At 72.0% G+C, this 26934-nt stretch carries 23 protein-coding genes; 4 read left to right on the forward strand and 19 right to left on the reverse strand.

Annotated elements, in window-relative coordinates; translation table 11 throughout:
- Position 1: 1 nt before the first annotated feature.
- Positions 2-814, reverse strand: coding sequence for a trans-aconitate 2-methyltransferase (locus AB0J12_RS07905; RefSeq protein ID WP_363263343.1), 813 nt, complete (start codon positions 812-814; stop codon positions 2-4).
- 88 nt (positions 815-902) lie between these two features.
- On the opposite strand from AB0J12_RS07905, the gene tamR reads away from it, so the two are divergent.
- Complete coding sequence (gene tamR / locus AB0J12_RS07910) at positions 903-1400, forward strand: MarR family transcriptional regulator TamR (protein WP_363263345.1); 498 nt, start codon at positions 903-905, stop codon at positions 1398-1400.
- Here the strand turns inward: tamR and AB0J12_RS07915 are convergent.
- Positions 1359-2138 (reverse strand): response regulator transcription factor, encoded by a 780-nt coding sequence (locus AB0J12_RS07915; protein ID WP_363263346.1) that lies wholly within the window; start codon positions 2136-2138, stop codon positions 1359-1361. The two genes, tamR and AB0J12_RS07915, sit on opposite strands and share 42 nt — an antisense overlap.
- Before the next feature lie 239 nt (positions 2139-2377).
- Between AB0J12_RS07915 and AB0J12_RS07920 the strand changes: the two genes are divergently transcribed.
- The gene (locus AB0J12_RS07920; protein ID WP_363263347.1) at positions 2378-2821 is read left to right on the forward strand and encodes a GNAT family N-acetyltransferase; all 444 of its coding nucleotides are present in this window, start codon (positions 2378-2380) and stop codon (positions 2819-2821) included.
- Here the strand turns inward: AB0J12_RS07920 and galK are convergent.
- From galK to galT, 3 genes are read right to left on the reverse strand one after another with little or no spacing between them, the layout of a single operon-like run.
- Positions 2814-3977, reverse strand: a complete 1164-nt coding sequence (gene galK / locus AB0J12_RS07925) for a galactokinase (RefSeq protein WP_363263348.1) — start codon at positions 3975-3977, stop codon at positions 2814-2816. The genes AB0J12_RS07920 and galK overlap by 8 nt on opposite strands.
- 40 nt (positions 3978-4017) lie before the next feature.
- Positions 4018-4980, reverse strand: coding sequence for a UDP-glucose 4-epimerase GalE (galE, locus tag AB0J12_RS07930; protein WP_363263349.1), 963 nt, complete (start codon positions 4978-4980; stop codon positions 4018-4020).
- Positions 4977-6038: a galactose-1-phosphate uridylyltransferase gene (gene galT, locus AB0J12_RS07935; protein ID WP_363263350.1), complete on the reverse strand. Its 1062-nt coding sequence runs from the start codon at positions 6036-6038 to the stop codon at positions 4977-4979. The genes galE and galT overlap by 4 nt, the downstream gene beginning before the upstream one ends.
- Before the next feature lie 206 nt (positions 6039-6244).
- Here galT and AB0J12_RS07940 point away from each other — a divergent pair, with 206 nt between their 5' ends.
- Together AB0J12_RS07940 and AB0J12_RS07945 are read left to right on the forward strand one after the other, a co-directional pair.
- Entirely contained in the window at positions 6245-7933 is a 1689-nt protein-coding gene (locus AB0J12_RS07940) for a sodium:solute symporter family protein (protein WP_363263351.1), read from the forward strand.
- 29 nt (positions 7934-7962) lie between these two features.
- Entirely contained in the window at positions 7963-8286 is a 324-nt protein-coding gene (locus tag AB0J12_RS07945) for a hypothetical protein (protein ID WP_363263352.1), read from the forward strand.
- Between the two features lie 122 nt (positions 8287-8408).
- Here AB0J12_RS07945 and AB0J12_RS07950 read toward each other — a convergent pair whose 3' ends face one another.
- From AB0J12_RS07950 to AB0J12_RS08015, 14 genes are all read right to left on the reverse strand, one after another.
- A complete protein-coding gene (locus AB0J12_RS07950; protein WP_363263353.1) occupies positions 8409-9089 on the reverse strand; it encodes a response regulator transcription factor in 681 nt (226 codons plus the stop codon).
- Between the two features lie 136 nt (positions 9090-9225).
- Positions 9226-11154 (reverse strand): PQQ-binding-like beta-propeller repeat protein, encoded by a 1929-nt coding sequence (locus tag AB0J12_RS07955; protein ID WP_363263354.1) that lies wholly within the window; start codon positions 11152-11154, stop codon positions 9226-9228.
- 100 nt (positions 11155-11254) lie between these two features.
- Positions 11255-13081, reverse strand: coding sequence for a PQQ-binding-like beta-propeller repeat protein (locus AB0J12_RS07960; protein WP_363263355.1), 1827 nt, complete (start codon positions 13079-13081; stop codon positions 11255-11257).
- Positions 13082-13311: 230 nt separating this feature from the next.
- Complete coding sequence (locus AB0J12_RS07965; protein WP_363263356.1) at positions 13312-15120, reverse strand: ABC-F family ATP-binding cassette domain-containing protein; 1809 nt, start codon at positions 15118-15120, stop codon at positions 13312-13314.
- 101 nt (positions 15121-15221) lie between these two features.
- Positions 15222-16313: a cellulase family glycosylhydrolase gene (locus tag AB0J12_RS07970; RefSeq protein ID WP_363263357.1), complete on the reverse strand. Its 1092-nt coding sequence runs from the start codon at positions 16311-16313 to the stop codon at positions 15222-15224.
- A gap of 32 nt (positions 16314-16345) precedes the next feature.
- Positions 16346-17458, reverse strand: coding sequence for a GNAT family N-acetyltransferase (locus AB0J12_RS07975; RefSeq protein ID WP_363263359.1), 1113 nt, complete (start codon positions 17456-17458; stop codon positions 16346-16348).
- Positions 17459-17532: 74 nt separating this feature from the next.
- Positions 17533-18369: a polysaccharide deacetylase family protein gene (locus tag AB0J12_RS07980; RefSeq protein ID WP_363263360.1), complete on the reverse strand. Its 837-nt coding sequence runs from the start codon at positions 18367-18369 to the stop codon at positions 17533-17535.
- Positions 18370-18399: 30 nt separating this feature from the next.
- Positions 18400-19599 (reverse strand): glycosyltransferase family 4 protein, encoded by a 1200-nt coding sequence (locus tag AB0J12_RS07985; RefSeq protein ID WP_363263361.1) that lies wholly within the window; start codon positions 19597-19599, stop codon positions 18400-18402.
- Positions 19599-21035, reverse strand: a complete 1437-nt coding sequence (locus AB0J12_RS07990; RefSeq protein WP_363263362.1) for a polysaccharide biosynthesis C-terminal domain-containing protein — start codon at positions 21033-21035, stop codon at positions 19599-19601. The genes AB0J12_RS07985 and AB0J12_RS07990 overlap by 1 nt, the downstream gene beginning before the upstream one ends.
- Before the next feature lie 83 nt (positions 21036-21118).
- Complete coding sequence (locus AB0J12_RS07995) at positions 21119-21679, reverse strand: 2'-5' RNA ligase family protein (RefSeq protein WP_363263363.1); 561 nt, start codon at positions 21677-21679, stop codon at positions 21119-21121.
- On the reverse strand, positions 21676-22326 hold the full coding sequence (locus tag AB0J12_RS08000) for a hypothetical protein (RefSeq protein WP_363263364.1): 651 nt from the start codon (positions 22324-22326) through the stop codon (positions 21676-21678). The genes AB0J12_RS07995 and AB0J12_RS08000 overlap by 4 nt, the downstream gene beginning before the upstream one ends.
- Positions 22327-22588: 262 nt before the next feature.
- Positions 22589-23782 (reverse strand): glycosyltransferase family 4 protein, encoded by a 1194-nt coding sequence (locus AB0J12_RS08005; protein ID WP_363263365.1) that lies wholly within the window; start codon positions 23780-23782, stop codon positions 22589-22591.
- Positions 23779-25017 carry a glycosyltransferase gene (locus tag AB0J12_RS08010; RefSeq protein ID WP_363263366.1) on the reverse strand — a complete coding sequence of 413 codons (1239 nt, stop codon included), beginning with the start codon at positions 25015-25017 and terminating at the stop codon, positions 23779-23781. Before AB0J12_RS08010 ends, AB0J12_RS08005 begins: the two co-directional genes overlap by 4 nt.
- Positions 25014-26930, reverse strand: a complete 1917-nt coding sequence (locus AB0J12_RS08015) for a glycosyltransferase (protein WP_363263367.1) — start codon at positions 26928-26930, stop codon at positions 25014-25016. Before AB0J12_RS08015 ends, AB0J12_RS08010 begins: the two co-directional genes overlap by 4 nt.
- Positions 26931-26934 lie beyond the last annotated feature (4 nt).

Raw genomic sequence — 26934 nt, forward strand, 5'->3', positions numbered from 1 at the left:
CTCAGGTCCCCTTGACGGCCACGGCGAACAGGCGGCGGAAGGGCAGCACGGTGCCGTAGGGCGCGCTCGGGTAGGCCTGGCGCAGCAGGTCGCGGTACTCGGTGAGGAAGGCGTCGCGGGCCTCGGCGTCGTCGGCGAGGGCGGTGAGCGCGGGGCGCAGGCCGGTGCCCTTGACCCAGTCCAGTACCGGGTCGTCGCCCGGCAGGACGTGCAGATACGTCGTCTGCCACACGTCCGTGGCACAGCCGAGGCGGGCGAGGTGGTCGAGGTAGGCGCCGGGGGTGTGGACCGAGTCGGTGCGGCGCAGGACGCCGGCGAGTCGGGAGCGCCAGCGGGGGGTGTCGGCGAGGTCGCGCATCAGGGCGTGCAGCGGGGCGTCGATGTTGTCGGGGACCTGGAAGGCGAAGGTGCCGCCGGGGCGCAGTGCGGCGATCCAGTCGGGGAAGCGGTCGGCATGGTCCGGCACCCACTGGAGGGTGGCGTTGGAGACGATCACGTCGTACGGCTCCGCGGGCATCCAGTGGCGCACGTCGGCGTGGGCGAAGTCGAGGTGGCCTCCGCCGGAGGTCGGGCCCTCGTGGCCGGTGTGGGCGGCGTCCAGCATCTCGGGGGCGTTGTCGTAGCCGGTGATATGGGCGGTGGGCCAGCGCTCGGCGAGCAGGGCGGTGACGTTGCCGGGGCCGCAGCCGAGGTCGGCGATGCGGGGGCGGTCGCCGGGCGGGCCGGGGATGCGGGCCAGCAGGTCGGTGAAGGGGCGGGCGCGGTGCCCGGCGTGGCGCAGGTACTGGGCCGGGTCCCAGGTCGGCTTGGTCATGGACTCACTGTCCCCGGGGATTTATCTTGATGTCAAGAGACACGACATCAAGAGACTTAATGTCGACACAACCACTACACTGATCACCATGGAGGACGAGGTCGATCGGCTGGTCGCAGCGTGGCGCCGGGAGCGTCCGGACCTCGACGTGGAACCGCTCGAGGTGCTCAGCCGGGTGAGCAGGCTGGCCCGGCACCTGGACCGGGCGCGCCGTCTTGCCTTCGCCGAGCACAGCCTGGAGCCGTGGGAGTTCGACGTGCTGACGGCCCTGCGCCGCGCGGGCGCCCCGTATCAGCTCTCCCCCGGGCAGCTGCTGACCCAGACGCTGGTGACATCGGGGACGATGACCAACCGGATCGACCGTCTGGCCAAGAAGGGCCTGGTCGAGCGATTGCCCGACCCGAGCGACCGCCGCGGGGTGCTGGTGCGCCTGACCGACGAGGGCCGCGACCGCGCCGACCAGGCACTGGCCGGGCTGCTGGACCAGGAGCGGGCGATCCTCGCCGAGCTCTCCCGCGCCCAGCGCGGCGAACTGGCCGGGCTGCTACGCCAGTTGACCGCCCCGTTCGACAACATCCCGGGCTGAGGGCCCCACCAGGTCCGCCGGTCCCACGCCGGCCCGCCGGGCCAGCGCCACGGCCGCGAGGGTGGAGTGCACACCGAGCTTGCCCAGCACGTTCTGCATATGGGTGCGCACGGTGTGCGGGGAGAGGAACAGCCGCTCGGCGACCGCCTTGCGGCCGAGCCCGGCGACCATGCAGCGCAGCACCTCCCGCTCACGCGGGGTGAGGGACTCCACCAGCCGCTCGCTCTCGGTGCGGTGCTTGCGCGCGGCCGTCAACTCGCGCAGGACGCCGGTCAGCAGGGCGGGCGGCAGATGCGTCTCGTCGCGCAGCACTCCGCGGATCACGCTCAGCAGCCGGGACAGCGAGCAGTCCTTGGCGACCCAGCCGCAGGCCCCGGCCTGCAGGGCGAGCGCCGCGCGCCGCGGGTCGTCCTTCTCCGCGAGCACCACGATCCGCACCTGCGGCTGCGCCGTGCGCACCCCCACGACCAGGGAGATCCCGTCGACGATGCCCTCGTCACCGCCCTCCGGCAGGTGCGGCGCGGGCCGCACTCCGGGCGGCAGGGCGCCAAGGTCGGCGTCGACGAGAGCCACGTCGAAGCGGCGGCCCTCGGCGGCCGCCCGCTCCAGCGAGCGCAGCGCGGCCGGTCCGCTGCCGGCCGCGGCGACCTCGACGTCCGGCTCGGCGGCCAGCGCCGCGGCGAGCGACTCGGCGAAGATGCGGTGGTCGTCGACGACCAGGACTCGGATGCGCACCACGGATGACCCCCACTGGCCTCGCCACGACGACCGGCACGGATACGGCGCCCGAGGGGCCGGGCGAACCGTACGGCCGCCGCCGCACCGGACCGCTTCCCCCCGCGGAGCGCCGTATCCGACGTCACTCGCCCCCTGAACGGCACCGGCCCCCACCGGTGCTGTTCACAGGGTAGGGCCGCAGCCGGGCAGGGCAAGGAGAATTGCAGAACTGGCGGATCCCGGCGTTTAGGGTGAGCCGCATGTTCCGTATTGAGGCACGAGTGGACAAAGAGCGACGTCATCTGCTGCGCTCGCGCCTCCGTGAGGCGAACACGGCGGCCTCCCCCGTGCTGCGCGCCCTGCGCGGCACCCCCGACGAGCGGGACGCCCCCCTGCATCTGTGGGCACTGGACGGCGCCGGTGATCTCGCGGGCGGCCTGGTCGGGCGCACCTGGGCCGGCTGGCTGCACGTCGACCATCTGTGGGTGGCCGAGCGGCACCGCGGCGCCGGCCTCGGCTCCCGCCTGCTCGCCCGGGCCGAGCGCCTCGCCCGCACCGACCGTGCCTGCACCGCCGTACGCCTGGAGACCTGGGACTTCCAGGCGCCCGGTTTCTACGCCAAGCAGGGTTACGAGGTGGTGTGCGAGATCCCCGACTATCCGCCGGGGATCACGGAGTACACGCTGGTGAAACGGCTCAGGTGAGCCGGCGCGCGCCCGCGGAGGGCACCGCCTCGAACACGCGCGGGGCGGTCAGGCCCGCCGTGGCGAAGGCTTCCTCGACCGCCTTGGTGATCGTCTCCACGGCGGAGATCTCGGCCAGGACGATCGCCGAGCCGCCGAAGCCGCCGCCGGTCATGCGGGCGCCGAGGGCGCCGGAGGCCAGCGCCGTGTCGACGACCAGGTCCAGCTCGCGGCAGGAGATGCGGAAGTCGTCGCGCAGGGAGGCGTGGCCCTCGACGAGGACCGGGCCGATGGCGCGGGTGTCGCCGGACTCCAGCAGCGACACCACCCGCTGAACCCGGTGGTTCTCCGTGACGATGTGCCGGACCAGGCGGCGGACCTCCTCCTCGTCGCCCAGCCGGGCCAGCGCCTCGTCCAGGCCGTCGAACGGCACGTCGCGCAGGGCGTCGACACCGAGCAGCGCGGCGCCCTTCTCGCAGCCGGCGCGGCGCTTGCCGTACTCGCCCTCGCTGTGCGCGTGCTTGACCTGCGTGTCGACGACCAGCAGGCGCATGCCCTCGGCCGCGAGATCGAAGGGGATCTGCCGCTGGGACAGGTCGCGGGTGTCGAGGAACAGGGCGTGGCCGGCCTCGCAGCAGGCCGACGCCGTCTGGTCCATGATGCCGACCGGGGCGCCGACGTAGACGTTCTCGGCGCGCCGGCACAGCCGGGCCAGCTGCCAGCCGCGCAGGCCGAGGCCGAACAGGTCGTTCAGGGCCAGGGCGACGACGACCTCCAGGGCCGCCGAGGAGGACAGGCCCGCGCCCGCCGGGACGGTGGAGGCGAGGTGGATGTCCGCGCCGGTCACCGGGTGCCCGGCCTCGCGCAGCGCCCACACCACGCCCGCCGGGTAGGCCGTCCAGCCCTTGTCCGTTTCGGGGGCGAGGCCGTCGACGCGCAGGTCGGCGACGCCGCCCTCGATGTCCGCCGAGTGCAGCCGCAGCCGGCCGTCCTCGCGCCGGCTCACCGCGGCGACGGCGGTGTGCGGCAGCGCGAACGGCATGACGAAGCCGTCGTTGTAGTCGGTGTGCTCGCCGATGAGGTTGACGCGGCCCGGCGCCGCCCACACCCCTTCGGGCTCGGCTCCGTACAGCTCTTCGAACCGCTCGGCTACAGCGCCGGCGACGGCCTCGCTCATCCCTGACCCTGACCTTTCGTACCTTCTGCTCGAAAGTGCGTTACTTTGCGCGGTTCTGCGCGAACTCCCACGCGTCGGCGACGATGCCGGCGAGGTCCGCGCGGCGGGGCTGCCAGCCCAGGCGCTCGCGGGCGGTGTCCGCGGAGGCGACCAGGACCGCCGGGTCGCCGCCCCGGCGCGGGGCGACCATCTCGGGGATCGGGTGGCCGGTCACCTTGCGGACGGTCTCGATCACCTCGCGGACGGAGAAGCCGTTGCCGTTGCCGAGGTTGCAGATCAGGTGCTCGCCCGGCCGGGCGGCCTTCAGGGCCAGCAGATGGGCGTCGGCCAGGTCCGCGACGTGGATGTAGTCGCGCACACAGGTGCCGTCCGGCGTCGGGTAGTCCTCGCCGTAGACCGAGATCGCGTCGCGGCGGCCCTGGGCGACCTGGAGCACCAGCGGGATGAGGTGCGACTCGGGGTCGTGGCGCTCGCCGTAGGCGCCGTAGGCGCCGGCGACGTTGAAGTAGCGCAGGGAGACCGCGCCCAGGCCGTGCGCGGTCGCCTCGCTGGAGATCATGAAGTCGACGGCCAGCTTGGAGGCGCCGTAGGGGTTGGTGGGCTTCGTCGGGGCGGTCTCGACGATCGGGACCTGCTCCGGCTCGCCGTAGGTGGCGGCCGTGGAGGAGAAGACCAGCTTCTTCACGCCCGCCTCGCGCATGGCGCCGAGCAGGGCCATGGTGCCGCCGACGTTGTTGTCCCAGTACTTCTCCGGCTTCACCACCGACTCGCCGACCTGCGAGAACGCGGCGAAGTGCAGCACGCCGTCGAAGGAGGAGTCCAGCCACTTGGCGGCGTCGCGGATGTCGCCCTCGACGAAGGCGGCGCCCGCCGGGACGCCCTCCCGGAATCCCGTGGAGAGGTTGTCGAGGACGACGACCTCGTGGCCGGCCTCCAGCAGATGCTGGGCCACCACGCTGCCGACGTACCCCGCACCGCCCGTCACCAGGTACTTACCGCTCATGAAATCGCTACCTCTCGCAGTCGCTCGGCCGCGCGCTCCGGAGGCACGTCGTTGATGAACACGCTCATGCCGGATTCGGAGCCCGCGAGGTACTTCAGCTTGCCGGACGTACGGCGAATGGTGAAAAGCTCCAGGTGGAGCGCGTAGTCGTCACGGGTGACGCCGTCGTGCTCCGCCAGCGGGCCGAACGGCGCCTGGTGCCAGGCGGCGATGTACGGCGTGGGCGGTTCACCACTTCCGAAGATCCGGTCGAAGCGCCTCAAGAGTTCCAGATAGAGCTGGGGGAACTCTGTGCGGGCCCCCTCCTCCAGCGCCAGCAGGTCGGGCACCCGCCGCTTCGGATACAGGTGCACCTCGTACGGCCAGTGCGCCGCGTACGGCACGAACGCCACCCAGTGCTCCCCCTCCAGCACGACCCGCTCGCCGGCCAGCTCCCGCTCCACGACCGCGTCGAAGAGGTTCTCGCCACCACTCGCCTCCTTGTACGCCGCCACCTGGCGCAGCATCAGCGCGGTGCGCGGAGTGGTGAACGGGTAGGCGTAGATCTGCCCGTGGGGGTGGCCCAGGGTGACGCCGATCTCGGCACCGCGGTTCTCGAAGCAGAACACCTGCTCGACGGAAGGCAGATGCGACAGCTCCGACGTGCGGTCGGTCCAGGCGTCCAGGACCAGCCGCACCTGTTCCTCGGTCAGATCGGCGAAGGAGGAGTGGTGGTCGGAGGTGAAGCAGACCACCTCGCAGCGACCGGAGTCGCCGGCCAGGGAGGGGAAGCGGTTCTCGAAGACGACAACGTCGTAGGAGGAGTCGGGGATCTCGCTGAGCCGCTCGCCCTCCGACGGGCACAGCGGGCACTCGTCGGCCGGGGGGTGGTAGATGCGGCCCTGGCGGTGCGAGGCGATCGCCACGGCGTCGCCGAGCAGCGCGTCGTGGCGGATCTCGGAGGTCGTCACGGTCCGCTCCAGCGGGCGCCGGTCGACCGCGCCCCGCACCATGTCGTCGCGCAGGTCGTAGTAGATCAGCTCACGACCGTCGGCCAGCCGGGTCGAGGTCTTCTTCACGCCGGACTCCCTCTGTCCGCACCCAAGCGCCTGCTGGGGGACCGAAGCACTGCTCTGACTCAACACAATCAAACATAACACGTCACAACCCACCAGGCCTCTGCACATCACAATCCAACAAAGACCATCACCAGAAGTGTTCATTTTCTAAACGCGGACGCGTAGGTTCCGCTGAGGATCAGTTCGCGCAACGAAGCGAGTGCTTAATGCAGACCCCCACAACCGCCACATACCTGGCCGCCGAGCTACGGCTCCCCACGAACTGGCTCGACTACACGATCCTCGCGATCTACTTCCTGGTCGTGCTGGGCATCGGCTTCGCCGCCCGCCGGTCGGTGAAGACGAGCCTCGACTTCTTCCTGTCCGGGCGCTCACTGCCCGCGTGGGTGACGGGACTGGCGTTCATCGCGGCCAACCTCGGCGCCACCGAGATCCTCGGCATGGCGGCCAACAGCGCGCAGTACGGCGTGTACACCACCCACTGGTACTGGATCGGCGCCATCCCGGCCATGGTCTTCCTCGGCCTGGTGATGATGCCCTTCTACTACGGCAGCAAGGTCCGCTCGGTCCCCGAGTTCCTGCTGCTGCGGTTCGACAAGTGGGCCCATCTGCTGAGTTCGATCCTGTTCGCCCTCGCGGCCATCCTGATCGCCGGCGTCAACCTGTACGCCCTCGCGATCGTCGTCGAGGCCCTGCTCGGCTGGCCGCAGTGGGTGGCGATCGTCGTCGCCGGCTTCTTCGTGCTCGCCTACATCACCCTCGGCGGCCTGTCCTCGGCGATCTACAACGAGGTGCTGCAGTTCTTCGTGATCCTCGCGGCCCTCATCCCGATCACCGTGCTCAGCCTGCGGAAGGTCGGCGGCTGGGACGGCCTGTCCGACTCCCTGACCAAGAGCCACGGCGGTGACTTCCTCACCTCCTGGGGCGGCACCGGCATCGGCCACGCCAACCCGCTGGGCGCCAACTGGCTGACGATCGTGCTCGGCCTCGGCTTCGTGCTCTCCTTCGGCTACTGGACGACGAACTTCGCCGAGGTGCAGCGCGCCCTGTCCGCGAAGAACCTCTCGGCGGCCCAGCGCACGCCGCTGATCGCCGCGTTCCCGAAGATCTTCATCGTCTTCCTGGTGATGATCCCGGGCCTGGTCGCCGCCGTCCTCGTGCCGAAGATCGGCACGTCCGGCTCGGACCTGCAGTACAACGACGCCATCCCGTACCTGATGGAGCAGTTGCTGCCCAACGGTGTCCTCGGCATCGCGGTCACCGGTCTGCTGGCCGCGTTCATGGCCGGCATGGCGGCCAACGTGTCGTCCTTCAACACGGTGTTCACCACCGACATCTGGGCCAAGTACGTGGTGACGGACCGCGAGGACTCCTACTACGTGCGCTTCGGCCGGCTCATCACCGCGATCGGCGTGTTCGCCTCGATCGGTACGGCGTTCCTCGCCTCGTCGTTCTCGAACATCATGGCCTACCTGCAGACGCTGTTCTCCTTCTTCAACGTGCCCATGTTCGTCGTCTTCATCATCGGCATGTTCTGGAAGCGGGCGTCGGTCAAGTCCGGCTTCTGGGGCCTGATCGCGGGCACGACGGTCGCGATGCTGAACTACTTCTGGATCTACAAGCAGGGCGTCATCGACATCCCCTCCGACCAGGGCGCCAACTTCGTCTCCGCGATCGCGGGCTTCGTGGCGGGCGGGGTGGTGATGGTGGCGGTGACCCTGTTCACCAAGCCGAAGCCGGCCGAGGAACTCCAGGGTCTGGTCTACGGCACCCGGTCCCCGGGGATGGCCGAGCCGCCCGCCGCCGGGGACGACGCCTGGTACCGCCGGCCTGCGCTGCTGGGCTGGGGCGCCATCGTACTGGCCGCCGTCTGCTACATCCCGTTCTCGTTCTGAGGGCCTGCTCGTAAGGAGTGTGAGAGACCATGACTGAGAATTCCGGCCACCGCGAGCACCGTGAGTACTCCGAGCGGGACGTCCAGCGTGAAGTCACCGAACTGGAGGGGCAGTCGGCCACGGCGGCACGGCTGTTCGACATCCGGCGGATCATCGGCGGGCTGTTCGTGCTGTACGGCGTCATCGTCACGATCACGGGGCTGACGGACTCCGACGCGGCGATCGACAAGGCGCAGGGGGTGAACATCAACCTCTGGACCGGGCTGGGGATGCTGGTCCTGGGGGTGTTCTTCCTGGTCTGGCTGAAGCTGAGGCCTGTGGCGCCGGTTCCTCCGGAGGAGCGTGCGGAGTAACTCCGTGGGGGCGTGGGTGTGTTGCCGGGTGCCGGTTCGTCGTGGCCGGTCGCGGCCACGCGGCGGAGCCGCATATCAGGCAGAGCCCCGCGCCCCTCGGTGGGCTGCCGTGCCGTCGGCTGTCAGCCCCCGGTCTCGACGGGTGCCGCACGCTCCAGCAGCCCCGTCCGCGCCGCCAGGGCCGCCGCCTCGAGGCGTGAGCCCACCCCCAGCTTCATCAGGACCCGTTGCACATGCGTCCGGGCCGTGGAGGGGGCGATGCCCATGCCCGCCGCGATCACCCTCGTGTCCTCGCCGTCCGCGACCCGGACCAGGACCTCCACCTCGCGCGGCGTGAGGATCGACAGCAGGCGTTGGCCCTCGTCGTCCGGCTGGGCCGCGGGGTTGAGCAGTTCGGCGAACGCCTGCTGCAGCAGGGCCGGTGCCACCGCCGCCTCCCCCGTCCGCGCCTTCGTGATGGCCCGCTCGACGCCCTCGATCCGCTCGTCGTGCCGTACATAGCCGCACGCCCCCGCCGCGAACGCGGCCGCGATGCCGCGCGGGCTCGGCACCGGGCCCAGTACCAGCACGGCCACCTGCGGCCGCTCCCGCCGGATGCGCGCCACGGGGTCGAACACCCCCGGTTGCGCCGGCGCCGCCGTTCCCAGCAGGCACACCTCCGGCGCCCGCGAGATCACCAGTTCCGCCGCTCCCGCGACGGGCGCCGTCGCGGCGAGCACCCGGTGCCCCCGCAGCTTCAGCGCCGAGGCCAGTGCCTCGGCGTGCAGTCGGTGATCGTCGACCACCATCAGCCGCACTGCCAAGAGAACCCCCCAGTCCCCCGGATCCATTGCTCCCGGAAGCTACACGCTTGTACGACGTCGCGCGCCCCCTACGCGACGAAAAGTGGCCCCGCCCCCTGAACAGGGGCGGGGCCACACCGCGCGGATCAGGCGGACGTCACCGCGTGCCGAACCCGATCGCCAGGTACTCCCGCTCACCCGCCATCGGCTTGCGGGCGAAGGTGTCCGCCATGTACAGCCGGCCACCGGCGAAGATGATCTCCGCGTGGTCCGGGAGCATGCTGGTCTCCACGTCCCGCACCGACCGCGTCGCCGGGTTCTCCAGCAGCGTCGTCGCCTTGAAGCTGCCGCCTTCGATGCTGACGATCTGCCCGCCCTTGTCGTACGGCGGCCGCTTGTACGCGATGAGGTTGGAGCCGTCCATGCGCAGCGGGGTGTAGGTGTAGCCGTCGCCGGCGTCGGCGCGCTGGCCGGTCTGCTTGCCGGTGGCCAGGTCGAAGGCGACGATCTCGTTGGTCCGGCCGTGGTCGCCGGTGCCGTCGTGCTCCGCGGTGGAGACGTACAGCTTGCCGTTGCCGGCCACCAGGCCGTGGCAGTTCTCCACCTCGTCGAGGGTGTCGCAGGTCTCCGTGTATCCGTCGCCGGACAGGGAGATGTGCGCCTTCAGCTGCCCGGTGGCGTTGTCGATGGAGAAGATGTCGGACACCCCGCTGCCGTTGCCGGTGTCACCGACGTCGGCGCCGACGACGAGCGGGTTGCTGGAGACGATGGCCGCGTCGTCGATGCCCGTGGACATCTTGTAGTCGGAGAACACCTTCCCGGACTTCGGGTCGATGGTCTGGATGTGCACCACCGGGTTGTCGTACGACCCGCACTTGCGCACCGCGACGAGCTTCTCCCCGCCGCCGTACCCGGCGTCCTCGCAGGTGTCGGCCGCCTTCGGGGCCCACAGGGACTTGCCGGAGGTGGCGTCCCAGGCGGCGCCGCCGTCCAGGCCGCCCGCGGCGACGGTGCCGCCGCTGAGGGTGACGTTGTCGAACGTGGCCAGGTCGTCGCCGTTCTTGGCGGTCTGCGTCCACAGCTTCTTGCCGGTCGTCAGGTCGATCCCGGCGACCTGGCTGCAGCCGTGGGACGGCTTGTCCTTGGTCGGCATCGCGGGCTCGAACACGACGGCCGCCTTGCCGTCGGCGGAGGCGTACTTGCTGGCCGTGCACACCGGGCCGGGCAGCGGGATCGACCACTGCTTGGTGCCCTTGGCCGGGTCGTAGCCGACGATCTCGGCGACGCCGGTCTTGGCGTACACCTTGTCGGTGAGCCAGGAGCCGTTGACGCTGACGCTGCTGTCGTCGGTGACCGGCGGCATGGGCACCTGGAACAGCACCTGGGAGGCGGGGTTGTCCGGCACCTTCTCGCTGCCGCCACCGCCGGCGGGCGAATCGCCGCCCTTGCCGCCGCCGGTGGGACCGGCGGAGCTGGCGGTCTCGTCCTTGCCGCCCTTGGAGTGGGAGTACCAGACACCGCTGCCGATGATCAGCGCGCACGCGACGACGGCGGCGACGATGATCGCCACCTGCGGGTTGACCTTGCGCCCGCCGCCGGACGACGGCGCTGTCTGCGGCTGGGGCGCCGTCTGCGGCGGGTAGGCGTACCCGGGCTGCTGCCCGTACGGCGCCTGCGGCCCGCCCGGGTAGCCGTAGCCGGGCTGCGGCTGGGGCGGCGTCGGGGGCCGGCCGGGCTGCGGGTAGCCGTAACCGGGCGCGGGCTGCTGTCCCGGCATCGGCGGCGGGGGCGTCTGCGGGGCCGGGGGTGTGGGCGCGGCGGCCTGCGGCTGCTGCGGGTAGCCGTAACCGGGGGCCGACTGCGAGGGCTTGTTCAGGCTCGGCGGCGCGGCCGGACCCGGCGGGGTCTGCGGCGCGGCGGGCGGAGTCTGCGGCGGGGTCGGTGGGGCGGCCGGCGGCTGGGCGGGCTGCGGCGTGCCGTAGCCGCCCTGCTGCTGCGGGGGCTGCGCGGGCTGCTGGTCCTGCGGCGGGCCGAAGCCACCCCCCTGCTGCGGGGGCTGGTTCGGGGGCGGGGGCGGCTGGGTCATGACGTGGGTACCTCGGGTCGGACGACCTGGTCGTCGGCTGGGCGGACTGGGAGAGAAGCGCACACGAGAGCGGGGCCCGGCGACGGGCCCCGCTGCGGGCTCACTTGCCGAAGGCGAGCATCAGCTTCTCCTTCGCCTCATCGCCGCCGCCCAGCCGGGTGGTCGCGATGTAGAAGCGTCCGTCGACCCAGTCGTAGGTCTTGGAGAAGAAGCCGTTCTCGATCTCCGCGGTGGACGCGGGCATCTGCAGCAGTTTGGCCGGCTGGTGCGCGGTGCCCGCCGTCGGCACGGACACCACCTGGCCGCCCGCGTCGTACGACGGCTGGACGTAGGCGACGAGCTGGTTGCCGTCGACGCGCATCGGCAGCATCGACTCGTCGGCCGGGGACTTCACGCGCCACTTCTCCTTGCCGTTGGCGAGGCTGATGGCGACGACCTCGTTGGCGCCGGTGGTGGCGTCGGTGGGCAGGTACAGCGTGTCGCCGCCGGCGGCGGTGCCGAGGCAGCCCTGCAGGTTGCGCTGGAAGATGCTCCAGCCGCACTGGAAGTCGAACTTCTCGTTGACGTTGACATGGGTGCGCAGCTTGCCGTCGGCCTGCAGGACCACCATGTCCCAGACCTTCTTGTCCTCATTGGTGAGGTAGACGACCAGCGGGTCCATCGAGAAGACCTTCTTGACCTCCCAGCCCTTCTCCAGCGGCTGGGTCCACAGCACCGCCCCCGTCTTGGGGTTGAGGCCCTGGAGCTCCTCGTGCTCGTTGGACGTCATGGCGCCGCAGCTGGCGACCTGGACCAGCTTGGCCGTGCTGCCGGCGAAGGCGGAGGGGAAGCAGGCGGAGCCGTAGCGCTTCTTGTCGTACAGCTTGTGGCCGCTGTGCACGTCGAGGGCCACGCCGGACTGGGAGCGGCCGATCATCAGCGTGTCACCGGCGATCGTCAGCTCGACGTTGAGGGCGCTGTCGAACAGGGCGCCGTCGTCGACCGAGCCGGTCCAGCCCTTCTGGCCGGTGGCGAGGTCGATCTCCTGGAGCTGGTTGCACTTGGCGCGCTCGCTGGTGCCGTCCATGTACGCGACGACGATCTTGTTGTCGGCCGTCTTCTCACGGGTGGCCGCGCAGATCTTCGACGCGAAGGTGATGGGGGTCCAGGCGGGCTTGCCGTCGCTGATGTTGTAGCCGAAGACCTGCTTGTAGGCGGCCTTGACAGTGACCTTGTCGGTGATCCACAGGCCGGGGGCCTCCGCGCCGCCCTTCGGCGCGTCGGGTGCCGTCTGGTACCACAGCACCTTCGCCTCGCCGGGCTGGCGGCCGGCGTTGAGGTCCTCGGGGTCGTCGCCGCCGCGGTCGCCCGTGGGGCTCTCGGATCCGGTCGGCTTGGGGTCGTCGCTCTGCTGGGCGACCGGCTTCTTCTTCGGCTCGTCGTCGCCGCCGCTGACCGCCCACACCGTGCCGCCGATGACGAGCAGCGCGGCGACGGCGGCGCCGACGACGGCGAGCGGCCTGCCCTTGAACGGGTTCCGGCCACCGGGGGATCCGGGCGGCGGCGGAGTGCCGGGCGCACCGGGGAACTGCGGCTGCTGCGGGTAGCCGTAGCCGGGCTGCGGCTGGCCGTAGGGGCCGGGCTGCTGCGGCGGGCCGTACGGTCCCGGCTGCTGGCCGTAAGGACCGGGCGCCGGCGGCGTGTTGGGAGCCGCGTACGGGCCGCTCGGCTGGCCGTAGGGCCCGGGCTGCTGCGGGTAGCCGTACCCCGGCTGCGGGGCGCCGGCCGGCGGGGTCTGCGGAGGCGGCGGCGTCTGCGGTGCGCCGGGCGGCGGGCCCTGCGGTGGCGGCGGGCTCTGCGGAGCGCCGAACCCGCCACCGGGCTGCGGCGGCTGGTCCTGCGGCGGTCCGAACCCGCCCGGCGGCGGCTGATTGGGCGGCTGAGTCATCAGCGTCTCCCCCTACCTCACTGATTTTCACCCACGCCCTGAGGTACGCGATGGACCCAGAGTCGTTCGACAGACAGTTCTCAGACGGCCCTTTCTATCACCCGCCGCCGACAGTCCACCGGTGTGCGCCCGAGCCTGTACCCAACGGAGGACCGGCCCGTGATGCCCTCGTTACGCGCCTTCACGCCCCCTTCACGTGACGTGCGCGCGGGGCGCATGCGCCCGAACGGTCAGGCGTCCTCGGCCAGTTCCAGCCAGCGCAGCTCCAGCTCCTCGCGCTGGCCGGCCAGCTCCCGCAGTTCGGCGTCGAGTTCCGCCACCTTCGCGAAGTCCGTGGCGTTCTCGGCGATCTTGGCGTGCAGCTTGGTCTCCCGCTCGGAGACCTTGTCCAACTGCCGCTCGATCTTCTGCAGTTCCTTCTTCGCGACGCGCTGGTCGGCGGCGCTCTTCTCCGTCCCCGCCGGCTTGGGCGCCGCCGCGGTGACCTGCGCGGCGACCGCCTCCTCCATACCCCGGCGCCGCTCCAGGTACTCGTCGATGCCGCGCGGCAGCATCCTGAGGGCGCCGTCGCCGAGCAGGGCGAAGACGCGGTCGGTGGTGCGCTCGACGAAGAACCGGTCGTGGGAGATGACGATCATCGAGCCGGGCCAGCCGTCGAGGAGGTCCTCGAGCTGCGTGAGGGTCTCGATGTCGAGGTCGTTGGTGGGCTCGTCGAGGAAGAGGACGTTGGGCTCGTCCATCAGCAGCCGCAGCAGCTGCAGCCGGCGCCGCTCACCACCGGAGAGGTCACCGACGGGCGTCCACTGCTTCTCCTTGCCGAAGCCGAACGTCTCGCACAGCTGACCGGCGGTCATCTCGCGGCCCTTGCCGAGGTCCACGCGCTCGCGGATCTCCTGGACGGCTTCCAGGACCCGCGTGTTCGGGTTCAGCTCGGCGACCTCCTGGGACAGGTAGGCGAGCTTGACGGTCCGGCCGACGGCGACCCGGCCACCGGCCGGCTGCGCCTCGCCGCCGGTGCGGGCGGCGTCGGCCATCGCGCGCAGCAGCGAGGTCTTCCCGGCGCCGTTGACGCCGACCAGGCCGATGCGGTCGCCGGGGCCGAGCTGCCAGGTGACGTGCTTGAGCAGCACCTTGGGACCGGCCTGGACGGTCACGTCCTCCAGGTCGAAGACGGTCTTGCCGAGCCGGGAGGAGGCGAACTTCATCAGTTCGCTGCTGTCGCGGGGCGGCGGCACGTCCTGGATCAGCTCGTTGGCGGCCTCGACGCGGAAGCGCGGCTTGGACGTGCGCGCGGGCGCGCCGCGCCGCAGCCAGGCCAGCTCCTTGCGGACCAGGTTCTGCCGCTTGACCTCCTCGGTCGCGGCGATGCGCTCACGCTCGGCCCGCGCGAAGACGTAGTCGGAGTAGCCGCCCTCGTACTCGTGGACGGCGCCGCGCTGCACGTCCCACATCCGGGTGCAGACCTGGTCCAGGAACCAGCGGTCGTGGGTGACGCACACCAGCGCCGAGCGCCGGTTCTGCAGATGCCGGGCCAGCCAGGCGATGCCCTCGACGTCGAGGTGGTTGGTGGGCTCGTCCAGGACGAGCAGGTCCTGCTCCTCGATGAGCAGCTTGGCCAGCGCGATACGGCGCCGCTCGCCACCGGAGAGCGGTCCGATGACGGTGTCGAGGCCCTTGGGGAAGCCGGGCAGGTCCAGCCCGCCGAACAGTCCGGTCAGCACGTCCCTGACCTTGGCGTTGCCGGCCCACTCGTGGTCGGCCATGTCGCCGATGACCTCGTGCCGGACGGTCGCCTCCGGGTCGAGGGAGTCGTGCTGCGTGAGCACGCCGATGCGCAGGCCGCCGGAGTGGGTGACGCGGCCGGTGTCGGCCTCCTCCAGCCTGGCGAGCATCCGGATCAGGGTGGTCTTCCCGTCGCCGTTGCGGCCGACAACTCCGATCCGGTCCCCCTCGGACACGCCGAGCGACACACCGTCCAGCAGGGCACGGGTGCCGTACACCTTTGTGACGTTCTCGACATTGACCAGGTTGACGGCCATTTCACTCCTGCCCGGGGGATGGATCAGCCTCCCAGCGTAATGCGCGCGGGTCGGTGACCGGAGCGTCGCAGGTCAGGGCCTTGCCGGAGCGCCGGTGGCGATCACTTCCGCTCGTACGCGGCGATGGCCTGGCGGAAGGCGCCGAGAGCGGGCTTCGCGCTGCCGTCGGCCCGGCGCAGTCCGAAGAAGTTCTCCGTCGAGGACGGGTCGGTGCCGAGGTCGCGGTCGGAGTACCAGAACAGTGCCTGCACGCGCGGGGTGGCGGCAGCGGTGCGCACCGCGTCCGCCGCGATCGCGGCCTGCCGCTGCTCGGTCACGTGCGTCGTCGTCGCGTCGATCGTCGCCGCCCGCCCGTCCGACGCGGGGCCGGGACCGTCGGTGGGCGCTCCGTACTCGGTGATCCACACGGGCATGCCGGGCGTTCCGTGCGCGGACAGCACGCTCTCCAGGCCGGAGATGTCCTCCCATGGGGTTCCCCACGGCGGCCTGTCGCTCGCGAGGTAGGGGTAGGTGTACGGGTGGTAGCCGACGGCGTCGACGAGCCGGTTGCCGCCGCGGGCCGACACGGCCGCGAGGAAGTCGGCCGGTGAGAGGCTCCCGCCCTGCGAATGCGCCGCGGCGAGCCCGCCGAGGATCACCTGCGCCGAGGGGTCCTCGTGCCGCAGCGCCCGGCTCGTCGCCCGCAGCAGCATGGTGTAGGCGGCCGGGGCGGGCCGGGGCTTCCAGAAGTCGCCTGTGTTCGGCTCGTTCCAGATCTCCCAGGTGTGGATGCCGGACGGTGCGTAGCGTGCCGCGGCCGCCGCGGCGAAGGCCGCGAACACCGCGGGGTCGGCAGGCCGGCATTTGTCGCTGGTGCACCCCGGCTGCCGTGCCCAGGGCGGTGTGTAGGCGAGGATGGGCAGCAGGGTGAGGTGGCGTTTGCCGGCCGCGGCGACGACACGGTCGAACCGGCTCCATCGGTACTGATCCGGTGAGCTGGGCTGTACGTCCCCCCAGGGCAGGTCGGCCCGGACCCACCGTGCTCCCACGTCGACGGCCTCGTCGAGGGCGGCGCCCAGGTCTTTGTCGGACAGCCCGATGAGGCGGTGACCGTACGCGATGCCGAGCCGCAGGGGCCTCGGGTCGTCTCTTGTACAGGCCGTGGGCAGCAGAGCCGTGACCGCACAGATGATCAGCGCCGTCACGAAGGCCACGAGGCCATGCCGGCAAGCCCGGGCCGTCGGCATTACGGTGCTTTTCCCGGCCCGCGGGGCATGCCCACGCTCCTCAGCAGCCGGTTGGCCCGCCCGAGCACTTCCGCGTGCGAGAAGACGACGTCCGCCAGCGCCCGCACCGGGGCATGGCTCTTCCCGAGGACGAGGGCGACGGGGTGGCGGCGGCTCACCAGTCCTTCCGAAACGCTCAGTTCATCCGTTTTGAAGGAGTCCTTGTACCGGCTGTCGCCCCGTCCCAGATCCAGGTACGCGATTCCGTCCCGCGCCGCGGCCTGCACCATGTGCATGATGTGGATCAGGCCCGGGGAGTACTTCGCGAACGCCGGGTCGTACGCGGGGAACCACACGGCCAGTACCCTTTCGGTGCGCAGCCCGAAGTGCGCGGCGATCGGCCTTCCGTCGGCGTAGAGCACGGACAGGATGCCCGCGAACGGCTCGGAGCGGGTCTGGAACAACTGCTGCACGAGCTGGGTGATCCAGGGACGCGCGAAGCGGTCGGCGAGACCCGTGCGGTGGTACTGCGCCGACTTCCACTCCATCAGCGTACGCAGGACGGCCGGGTCGCGCTCGTCGTGGACATAGCGCACGTCGGTGTGGTGCCGCCCGAGCTTGCGCTCCTTGGCCAGAGTGGTCCCGGTGAACGTCGGTGACTTCGCGCGCAACCGGGCCAGGTAGGCGTCCCAGCCCTCCGCCACGTCGATCACGGGCGAGGCGAAGCTTCCCGTGGCCGACTGCTCGAACGGATGCTGCCCGGCCGTGAGATGGTCGAATTCCCACAGGGTGAGGCCGCAGGCCGCCAGCAGTTCGTCCGCGTCCCACTCGAAACCGGGCCGGTGGACGAGCCCCTGGCAGTCGGACATGCCGAAGGCGACCGCGCGGCCCACCCCGGCGGGATAGCGCTGGTACGGGAAGAACGCCACCGGCTCACCGGACGGGCCCTTCTCCCGGACCACGGCGACACGCACCCCGCGCTTGCAGCGGCCGACCGCCAGGGTGAACTCGGGCGAGAGGAAGGGGTTGGCCATCTGGGGCCGGCCGCCGGGCTGCGCCGCCGACTGCAGCGCCGTCCAGGCCGCGCGGTCCGCGGCGGTCAGTTCGTCGGGGTGGTACACGCTGACGTCCATGACGCACGTCCTTCTCCGTGTCGTTCTCCCTGGCCGGGCGGCCGGCGCTCGGGCCGGTGCCCGCCGGGGCGGCGCTAGTGGTGGGCGGCGAGGGCGTCCTCGGGCAGGTCTGCGAGGGCGTCCTCCGGCAGGACCGGCATCCGCAGAACGCGCCGGTACAGCCGGTCGGTGCGAATGCCGAGGGTGTCCGGCCGTGCCGAGGCGACCCGCGCGCCGCGACCGGTCATCCAGGCGCTCACCTCCTCGACGGTGGTCGAGGCGAGCAGCGGCAGCCGGGCGAAGGCGTAGACGTCGTCCCCGACCCGGCTCAGCCGGCCGCGCACCGCGCAGGCCGAGTCGTATCCGCACGCGGCGACCTCCCGGCGAAGACGCGGGGTGAAGTGACCGTACGGGTAGGCGAAGGAGCGGATCTCATGTCCGAGGGCGTCCTCGAGGAGTTCCTTGCTGTGCACCACCTCGTCCGCCGCGACCCGGGGGTCGGCCAGATCGAGGTCCCGGTGGGTGTGGGAGTGCGACCCGATCTCCACCCCCTGTTCCTCCAGCTCGGGCAGCCTGCTCCAGCTGACCATCGGATGCGGCGGGAAGACGGTCTCGCGTCGGCGCCGGCCCTCCAGGGAGCCGGTGGCCGCGAAGAACGTGCACGGCAGGCCACGCGCGGCCAGGGCGGGGACGGCGACGTCCGCGAAGTCGGCGAAGCCGTCGTCGAAGGTGATGACGACGGGGTTGCGGGGCAGGGCACGGCGGCCGCGGGAGGCGTCGGCGAGGCGTGCGACCGGCACCACGGTCCGGCCGCCGTCGGCGATCGCGTCGAGATGCCTCTCGAAGTCGCCGGGAGTCACCGTGTACTCGGCGATCCAGGGCGCGGGGTAGTCCGCGACGCAGTGGTAGTTGAGGATGGGAATGCGGATCATGGCGGTGCTCCTTCCGGACCTGGCTTCTCGTCAGGTCCTCACCCGGCGAGGGGGCGGCGGCCGCAGCGATCCGCCGGCGGGACGGTGTGCGGGGCCGGCTGCGGCGCCCTCGGCCCGGTGGCGTGCCACGACCTCGTGCAGAACGGCCACTTCCTCGGCCGCCTCCCGGCGGGCGTCGAACTCCTTCAGCAGACGGGCCCGGCCGGCCGCTCCCATGCTCGCGCGCCGGGCCGGGGCATCGAGCAGTGCGCTGAGGGCGCCGAGCAGGCCGCCGTCGTCACCGGGTGCGACCAGCAGGCCGGTCTGGCCGTCCGCCACCAGTTCCGGGACCCCGTTCACCGCGCAGGCGACGACGGGCAGTCCGGCCTCCATGGCCTCCAGGACGGCGATGGAGAACGCGTCGATGCGGCTCGGGAAGGCGAACAGCGCGGACGAGCGCAGGATCCGCCAGAGCCGGGGGTCGCCGGGACGGATGTCGTTGACGACCGTGAGATTGCGGCCTCGCGGAACGTGTTCCCTGGTGATCACGACCAGTTCGCAGCGGTCGGCGAGATGGCGCTGGTGCAGTGCGACGAGTTGGCTGCCGCCCTTGCGTTCCATCTGGGCCCCGACGAAGACGATCCGCGGGAGGTCTCGGCGCAGTGTCCCCGGAGCGGCGGGCGGGTCGGCCGCGTGCGGGATGATGCCGGGCCTGACGACCTGCAGGCGGCTGTCCCTGACGCCGTACTGGTCGCGGACCGACGCCGCGGCCGAGTCGGTCTTCGCGACGATCGCGCCCGCCGACCGGAAGACCGCCGTCTCGAGGTGCAGGGTGGGGCGCAGCATGGGCTCGGTCCACCGGGTGGGCTCCCGGTAGGGCAGCATGTACGCGTTGCGGGCGTTGGTCGTGTCCAGCCCCACCACCGACGGCTTGCGGCGCAGTGTCCCGGTGCTGAGCAGCATGGTGTTCTGCGTGTAGGCGTGGATCACGTCGAACCGCTCCTCCAGCCCCCGCAGTCGGCTGCGGACCCAGGCGCTCGTGGCGAGCTGCAGCCGCAGCGGCTGCAGGTCCAGGTCCCAGCGGCCCAGGAACGGCAGTCGGGAGCCCACCGCCAGCCGGAGCAGTGAGGGCGGCGGCACATCGAGGAACTGCGCCTCGATCTCCGGATGCTCCTCGCGGAGCACCTGCCGCAGATGCAGGTGCATCGTCGCGTGTCCGCCGAGATTCTCGTTGATGAAGAGAACTCTCATCACTTGTCCTCCGTTCCTGATGGGTACGCGGGTGTGCCGCCGGCTTCGCCGGGATCACCGTCCCTGGGCCACAGCGCCCGCAGCGCCCGCAGGACCGCCACGTAGACGACGGCGGTCACGATCGCCGCCAGGGGCCAGAACGTGAAGCGGGCGAGGGCCCAGCCGACGACCGCCCCGCACACGGCGGCGCACAGCACGCGCAGCCACGGCGGCGTCGGCAGCGGACGCATCCCCGGGATCCGGCGCAGCAGCAGCGTCATCAGGACGCAGACCAGGACGTCGGTCACCAGCGTGCTGACCGCCGCACCGAGATACGACCACCGGGGTATGGCCACGAGGTTGAGCGCGACGTTGACGAGCAGACCGAGCAGGGTGACGAGGGGGTAGCGGCGGTTACGTCCGGCCGCCACCAGGCAGTTGAACGCCAGGAAGGTGAAGAAGGCGACGCACTCGGACGCCACGACGAGGCGGGCGGCATCGGCCGCCGGAGCGTACCGGGCGCCGTACAGCGTGCGGATCACCGATTCCGCGAAGACCGTGAACTCGCACACCAGCAGGCCGCCCAGTACCGACAGCAGGAACGCGGCACGCCCGGTGGCCGCCCGGAACGCCGCGGGCTGGTGCGGCCAGGTCCGCGCCAGCAGCGGCAGGACGGCCATGCCGACGTACAGGGACGCGGAATGCGCCAGGTCGACGAACTTGTACGCGACTCCGTAGGCGCCCGCGGCCGTGAAGGAGTCCAGCTTCGTCAGCATCACGGCGTCGATGCGGTAGTAGACCAGCATCAGGCCGGCTCCGACCGACAGCGGCACGGCCTCCCGGATCAGCGACCACCACTCGGGCAGGTCGATCCGGTACCGCAGTGGCATGACGCGGTGTGCGGCGGCCGCCTTCGAGGTGATCTCCAGCAGCTCGCACAGGACGACGGGAATCGCGAAGAGCAGGAAGGTCCCGCCGGCCGCCGCGATCGCCGCGGTCAGCGCGAGCTGGCCGATCGCTCCGAGCGCGGTGGCGAAGGCGATGGGGCGCAGCCGCATCCTGGCCTCGAACACCGCGTTGTAGGCGTTCGCGGGTGTCGCCACCACCACGACGACTCCGGCGACGGCGGTCGCACGGACGACGTCCGCCGGGTATCCGGCGGCGGCGACGAAGCCCACGGCCAGCGCGTAGCCGACGACACCGAGGGCCAGCCGCAGCAGGACGTAGTTGCCGCCGAATCTGCCGGGGTCGTTCAGTCCGCTGGACAGGCGGACCACTGCTATCCGCCCGATCTGCAGGTCCGTGATGATGCTCAGCATCCCCAGGATGCTGAAGATGAAGGTGAATTTGCCGAAGTCGACGGGCGACAGGGAACGGACGATGATCAGTGACGCGATCCAGATGAGCGACGACGCCACCACCCTGCCCGTGGCCATGGTCCCCACGTTGGCGAACATGCCCGACGGCCTCCCCGACGTGCGCGCCGCCGTCCTGCCGCCGGACAGGGCCCGCGTGGTGGGGACCTTGTGGAGCATCGTCGTTACGCCGTTCCGCACAGCGGGAAACGGCTTCTGGTGTGCCATCCTCGTGCGCTCTCCGTCATCAGGGTCACTTCCCTGGCCTGACAGGCGATGGGCAGGAGCGGCCGGAGCCGCTCGGTGTCCTCGTGGACGCTGTCGTCCTCGGCCATCGTCACGTGCGGGACGAACTCGGCGAACCGGCCCTCGTACGGCTCGTAGCCGGGCCACTGCCGCATCACGAGGTCGACGAGGTCCGCGAACGGCTCCCCGGGCACCGGCCGCAGGTACAGCACGCCCGGGAACCGCCCCACCTCGGTGAGCCGGAAATCGAACGGCGGGACCGAGGCGGCGATCCGGGCCAGTTGCGCCTCCGCCCGGTCGTCGATGGCGCGCGCGGGCAGGAAGGGGTACATCACCGTGACGTGGGCCGGTACTCCGCCGGGGAGCATCTTCTCGCCCCGCCACGTGCGCAGCGCGGTCTCCGCCTCGGGGACGGGGACCAGCAGGAGGCTCGAGGGCCGGACGACGCGTATCGCGGCACCCGTCAGGTTCCGGGTCAGTGTGCGGACACCGCGGTTCATCGCGCTTCCCTTCGCTTCATGAGGAGTTCTTCGAGCAGGGCGACGTCGTGCCGGTCCGACGGGCGCACCGGATAGCCCTGGTGGATCGCCAGCTGGAGGCGGAGGGGCAGACACGGCACCGGTTGTCCGGCGATCGTGCCGCGGTCCTCGGACGCGGGATCGGGCGGGGCGGCGGCCGTCGCGGTGGCGGGCCGGCCGTTCACGCGCCCGCGGGGCAGTTCACGGAACGGCCAGCGGGTGATGTCGACCGGCAGCAGGTCGACGACGACCAGCCCGTCGTCCATCACCCAGCGCACCGGCATCGGACGGCCGTCGGGGTGGACCTCGTCGCTCAGCGGCCGGAAACCGATGCCGGCCATGGCGCGCTTGGCCCTCTCCTCGAGGCCGTCGTCCCAGGCGAGCACGACGTCGATGTCGAGGTGGCGCCGGGTCTGCAGGCCCAGCAGGGCGTCCACGCCCCAGCCGCCCGCCAGCCACCCCCGCACGTCGGCTCGGTGCAGCGCGTCGAGCACGGCGAGGACGTCCACCGCCGGTGCCGCGCGCATCACTTCCCGCTGGAGCATCGGGAACGCCACCAGGAACCCGAACCGGGACCGGTCGACGGCCCGCCCGACGGAGCGGGCCGCGCGCAGGGCCCGACGCGTCATGTGGGTCGCTCGGACGGGTTGCGGCGCGGCCGGTCCGGCACTGCGTGACGGTGGCGGGGCCGGGGTGGTGGATTCACCGGGAGTGTCCGGTCGCGGGCCGGGACGTATGCGCATGCTGGGCCCCCAGACCTGGCGAAGAGCGCTGACTATGTATGCTTACACCGTATATGTCCATCTTGGTGATGTTTTGCCGGATGGTCAAGGAGTTGCCTCCGGCTTCGAGCGGCCGATACCCGGCGTCCGCGCCGCGGTGCGTGGGGCCTCAGAGCGACCGGAAGAGTGCGAGATAGCGGTCGGTCAGGGGCGGCCAGGCATAGCGTTCGACGGCGCGCCGCCGGCCCGCCGCGCCCATACGGTCCGCGAGAGCGCCGTCCCGCAGCAGCCGCCTGCAGGCCGCGGCCAACGCCTGCGCGTCCCCCGGCGGAAACAGCAGCCCGGTGACATCCGGGGTGAGGACGTGGGGGATGCCCCCCACGTCGGAGCCGACCACGGGCGTGCCGCACGCCATCGCCTCGATCAGCACCATCGGATGGCACTCCGCCTCCGTCAGCGACGGCAGGACGAGCACGGCAGCGCGCTGCACCGCCGCGACCAGCGCATCCCCGGTGAGCGCGCCGGTGAACTCCACCCGGTCGGCGATGCCGAGCCGCTCGGCCAGCGCCACGTGATCGGACAGGGCGTCCCCGTCGCCGACGAGCCTGAGCCGTACGCCGGGCAGATCGGCCAGCTCCGCGAAACCCCGGAGCAGGACGTCGACGCCCTTCCACGACGACGCGCGGTCCATCCGGCCGACATAGACGAGCGTGCGGGGCCGCGCCGATGCCGGCGGACCCGGCGTGAACCGGTCCACATCGACACCCGGCGTGATCTCGACGGCACCCGCACGGCCGGCGGCCAGCGAGGTGGGCGAGACGGCGACGAGCGCACGGGCCCGCGCGAACACGCGCGGCAGCACCCGCCTCTCGTACAGGCCGAGAAGACGGTCGCGGAACCGGTGCCCCTTGATCATCGATCCGGCGTGGTAGGTCAGGACGGCCGGCCGGCCGGACCACAGGACCGCCAGATCCCCCAGACCGGGCACCGGGGCGTGCGCGTTGACGACGTCGACGCCGAGCCGGCGCAGCCAGCGGCGCAACTGCAGCGGCCACAGCGGACTCACCGGCGCGTTCACCAACCGGCGCGACCACGTCCCCAGCCGGATGACCGGTACGCCGCCGTCGTGTCCGACCGAGGTACGCCACCCGGCCGGGCTCGCGGTGATGACCACGGCTCGCATGCCGGGGTCGGCGGCGACCGCGTGGGCGACGCGACGCGCATAGTTCTCCGCGCCACCGATCTTCGGCCAGTAGTTGGGCGCGACGACGGCGACCGTCCGCACCGCCTCGCGGCGGCCGCCCGGTGCGGCACCGGCCACCCGGGGTGCGCGGTCGGCCTCGGTCTCCCGGGCGGTGCTCATGCTTCGCCGGCCTTTCCGCCACAGGCGGGTGCCTCGGCCAGCAGCGACCGGAAGAGCTGGAGGTAGCGGTCGGTCAGTTTCGCCCAGGCGAAGTGTTCCACCACGCGCCGGCGCCCGGCCGCGCCCATCCGGTCGGCGAGGTCACCGTCCCGCAGCAGCCGCCGGCAGGCCGCGGCCAGCGCCTCGGTGTCCCCCGGCGGAACGAGCAGCCCGGTGACATCCGGATCGATGACATGGGGGATGCCGCCCACGTCGGAGCCCACCACGGGCGTGCCGCAGGCCATCGCCTCGGCCAGCACCATGCCGAAGCCCTCCACCTCCGACCGTGAGGGCAGGACGAGCACGGCAGCGCTCTGCAGCGCCGCGACGAGATCGCCGTCCGGGATCTCGCCGGTGAACTCGACCCGGTCGGCGATGCCGAGCCGCTCGGCCAGGGCGATGTGATCGGGCAGGGCGTTCCCGCCGCCCACCAGCTTGAGCCGGGCGTCGGGCAGGTCGGCCAGGGACACGAACGCCCGGAGCAGGACGTCGATCCCCTTCTCCGAGGAGGCGCGCAGCATCCTGCCCACGTAGACGACGGTGCGCGGCCGCGTCGACGCCGGCGGCCCGGGCGTGAACCGGTCCACATCGACACCCGGCGTGATCTCGACGGCGCCCGGACGGCCGAAGGCCAGCGAGACCGGTGACACGGCGACGAGCGCACGGGCGCGCGCGAACACCCGGGGCAGGATGTGCCGTTCGTACCAGCGGATCACCACGTCGACGTTCTTGCGGCCCTTGCTCATCGATCCGGCGTGGTACGTCAGCACGGACGGGCGTCGCCCGGACACGGCGACCGCCAGATCCGCCAGGCCCGGCACCGGCGCGTGCGCGTGGACGAGGTCGACCTTGAGCAGGCGCAGCCAGTGGCGCAGTTGCAGGGGCCACAGCGGATTCACCGGTGTGTTGGACAGGCGTGCCCACGTTCCCAGCCGGATGACCGGCACCTCACGCTCGTCGACGCCGTATGTCGTGCGCCACCCGGTCGTGTTGGAGGTGATCACGATGGCCCGCATCGACGGGTCGTCGGCGACCGCGCGGGCGACGCGTGCGGCGTAGTTCTCGCAGCCACCGATGTGCGGCGGGTAGTACGGGGCGACGACCGCGACCGTGTGCAGCGGGCCGCGCTTGCCGCCGCGGGTACGGTCGGGCGCCTCGGCAGCCCGATCGGACCGATGCTCCCGGGTGTCGTTCATCGCTGCATCGCCTTTCCCGTCGGGGCCGGTGTCGAGGAGCTCCTCGGTACGACTCCCCGCGCCGGTGCCGGTGCCGTGGGGAGCAGTGATCGAAAGAGCCGGAGGTAGCGTTCGGTGAGCGTGGGCCAGGCATAGCGTTCGACCACGCAGCTGCGGCCGGCGGCGCCCATGCGGTCGGCGAGCCGCCCGTCCCGCAGCAGCCGTCGGCAGGCCGCGGCCAGCGCGTCCGCGTCGGCGTGCGGGAACAGCAGCCCGGTCACGCCCGGCACGATCACATGCCGTGGGCCGCCGGTGTCGGACCCCACGACGGGCGTGCCGCAGGCCATCGCCTCGACCAGCACCATGCCGAAGGACTCGTGCTCGGTCTGCGAGGGCAGCACGAGCACCGCCGCGCTCTGCATCGCGGCGACGAGGGCGTCCGCGACGAGTCCGCCGGTGAACTCGACACGGTCGGCGATCCCGAGCCGCTGCGCGTGCGCGAGGTGGTCGGGGACGGCGTCCCCGCCGCCCACCAGGCGCAGCCGGACGTCGGGCAGATCGGCGAGGGCCGCGAACGCCCGCAGCAGGACATCGACCCCCTTCCACGGCGACGCGCGGTCCAGCCGCCCGACATAGATGACGGTGCGGGGCCGCGTGGAGGCCGGCGGACCCGGCGTGAACCGGTCCACATCGACACCCGGCGTGATCTCGACGGCCCCCGGACGGCCGGCGGCCAGCGAGACGGGTGAACTGGCGACGAGCACGCGGGCCCACGAGAACACCCGGGGCAGCACATGCCGTTCGTAGGCGTTGACCAGCAGATCGACGTCCTTGTGCCCCTGGACCATCGTGCCGGCGTGGTACGTCAGCACGGACGGGCGTCGCCCGGACACGGCGACCGCCAGATCCCCCAGACCGGGGACGGGGGCGTGGGCGTTGACGAGGTCCACGTCGAGACGGCGCAGCCAGCGCGGCACCTGCCACAACCACAGCGGACTGACCGGGGTGTTGAGGTGGCGCGCCCACGTCCCGAGGCGGACGACCGGCACGTCGCGGTCGGCCCCGACCGACGTACGCCACCGGGTCGGGCTCGCGGTGATGACGACGGCCCGCATCGCGGGGTCGTCGGCGACCGCGTGGGCGACGCGCCTGGCGTAGTTCTCGACGCCGCCGATCTTCGGGAGGTAGTTGGGCGCCACGACGGCGACCGTGTGGATCGCGCGGCCGCCGTCCGCGGCTCGGTCGAACACCTCGACGGTGCGGTCCGACTGACACTCCCAGGACGGCTCCGGGACCGCCCGCGGTGACACGGTGCCGCCGAGCGAGGCGGTGACGTCCTGGGGCACGGGCGGCGCGTCCGGCACCGGGCTCGTGGGGAGCCACTCCGGATCGGCGCCGGGGCAGATCGTGGTCGAGCGGCCCAGGAAGAGGTCGGGCAGGTCCAGCGCGGTGAAGGCCGACGAGCACACCACCTCCCGCGCCCGGCGTGCGGTCCGGGCCAGCACGGTGCGTGCGCGCCTCGCGCGCCACCGGCCGGACGGCGCCTGCCCCTCGCGCGTGGTCGCCGGGTGGCACGTCAGCACGAACGGCAGGTCACCCGAGGCGCGCGCGGCGGCGTCGGCGAGGAGGGGGGCCGACGCGTACGTGTGCGCGTTGACCAGATCGACCGCCTCGGCCTCGATGACACGGCGCACACCGCGCCGCCAGAGGTACCCCGGCGACACCGTCCCGGTGGCCGGGAGGCGGTACACCGGGACACCGTCCGGGCCGTCGTACCGCCCGGCCGCGCACCCTTCGGGCGCGGTCGTGGCGATCACCACCCGGCAGCCGTGCCGCGTCCGCAGCAAGCGCGCGAGCTGCCCCACATAGCGCGCCGCGTCGGCGGAGTCCGGCCCGGTGTGCGGCGCCGCGAGCAGGACGGTGCGCGCTGTCATGGGG

The sequence above is a fragment of the Streptomyces sp. NPDC049915 genome (assembly GCF_040656475.1).
GTDB lineage: Bacteria > Actinomycetota > Actinomycetes > Streptomycetales > Streptomycetaceae > Streptomyces.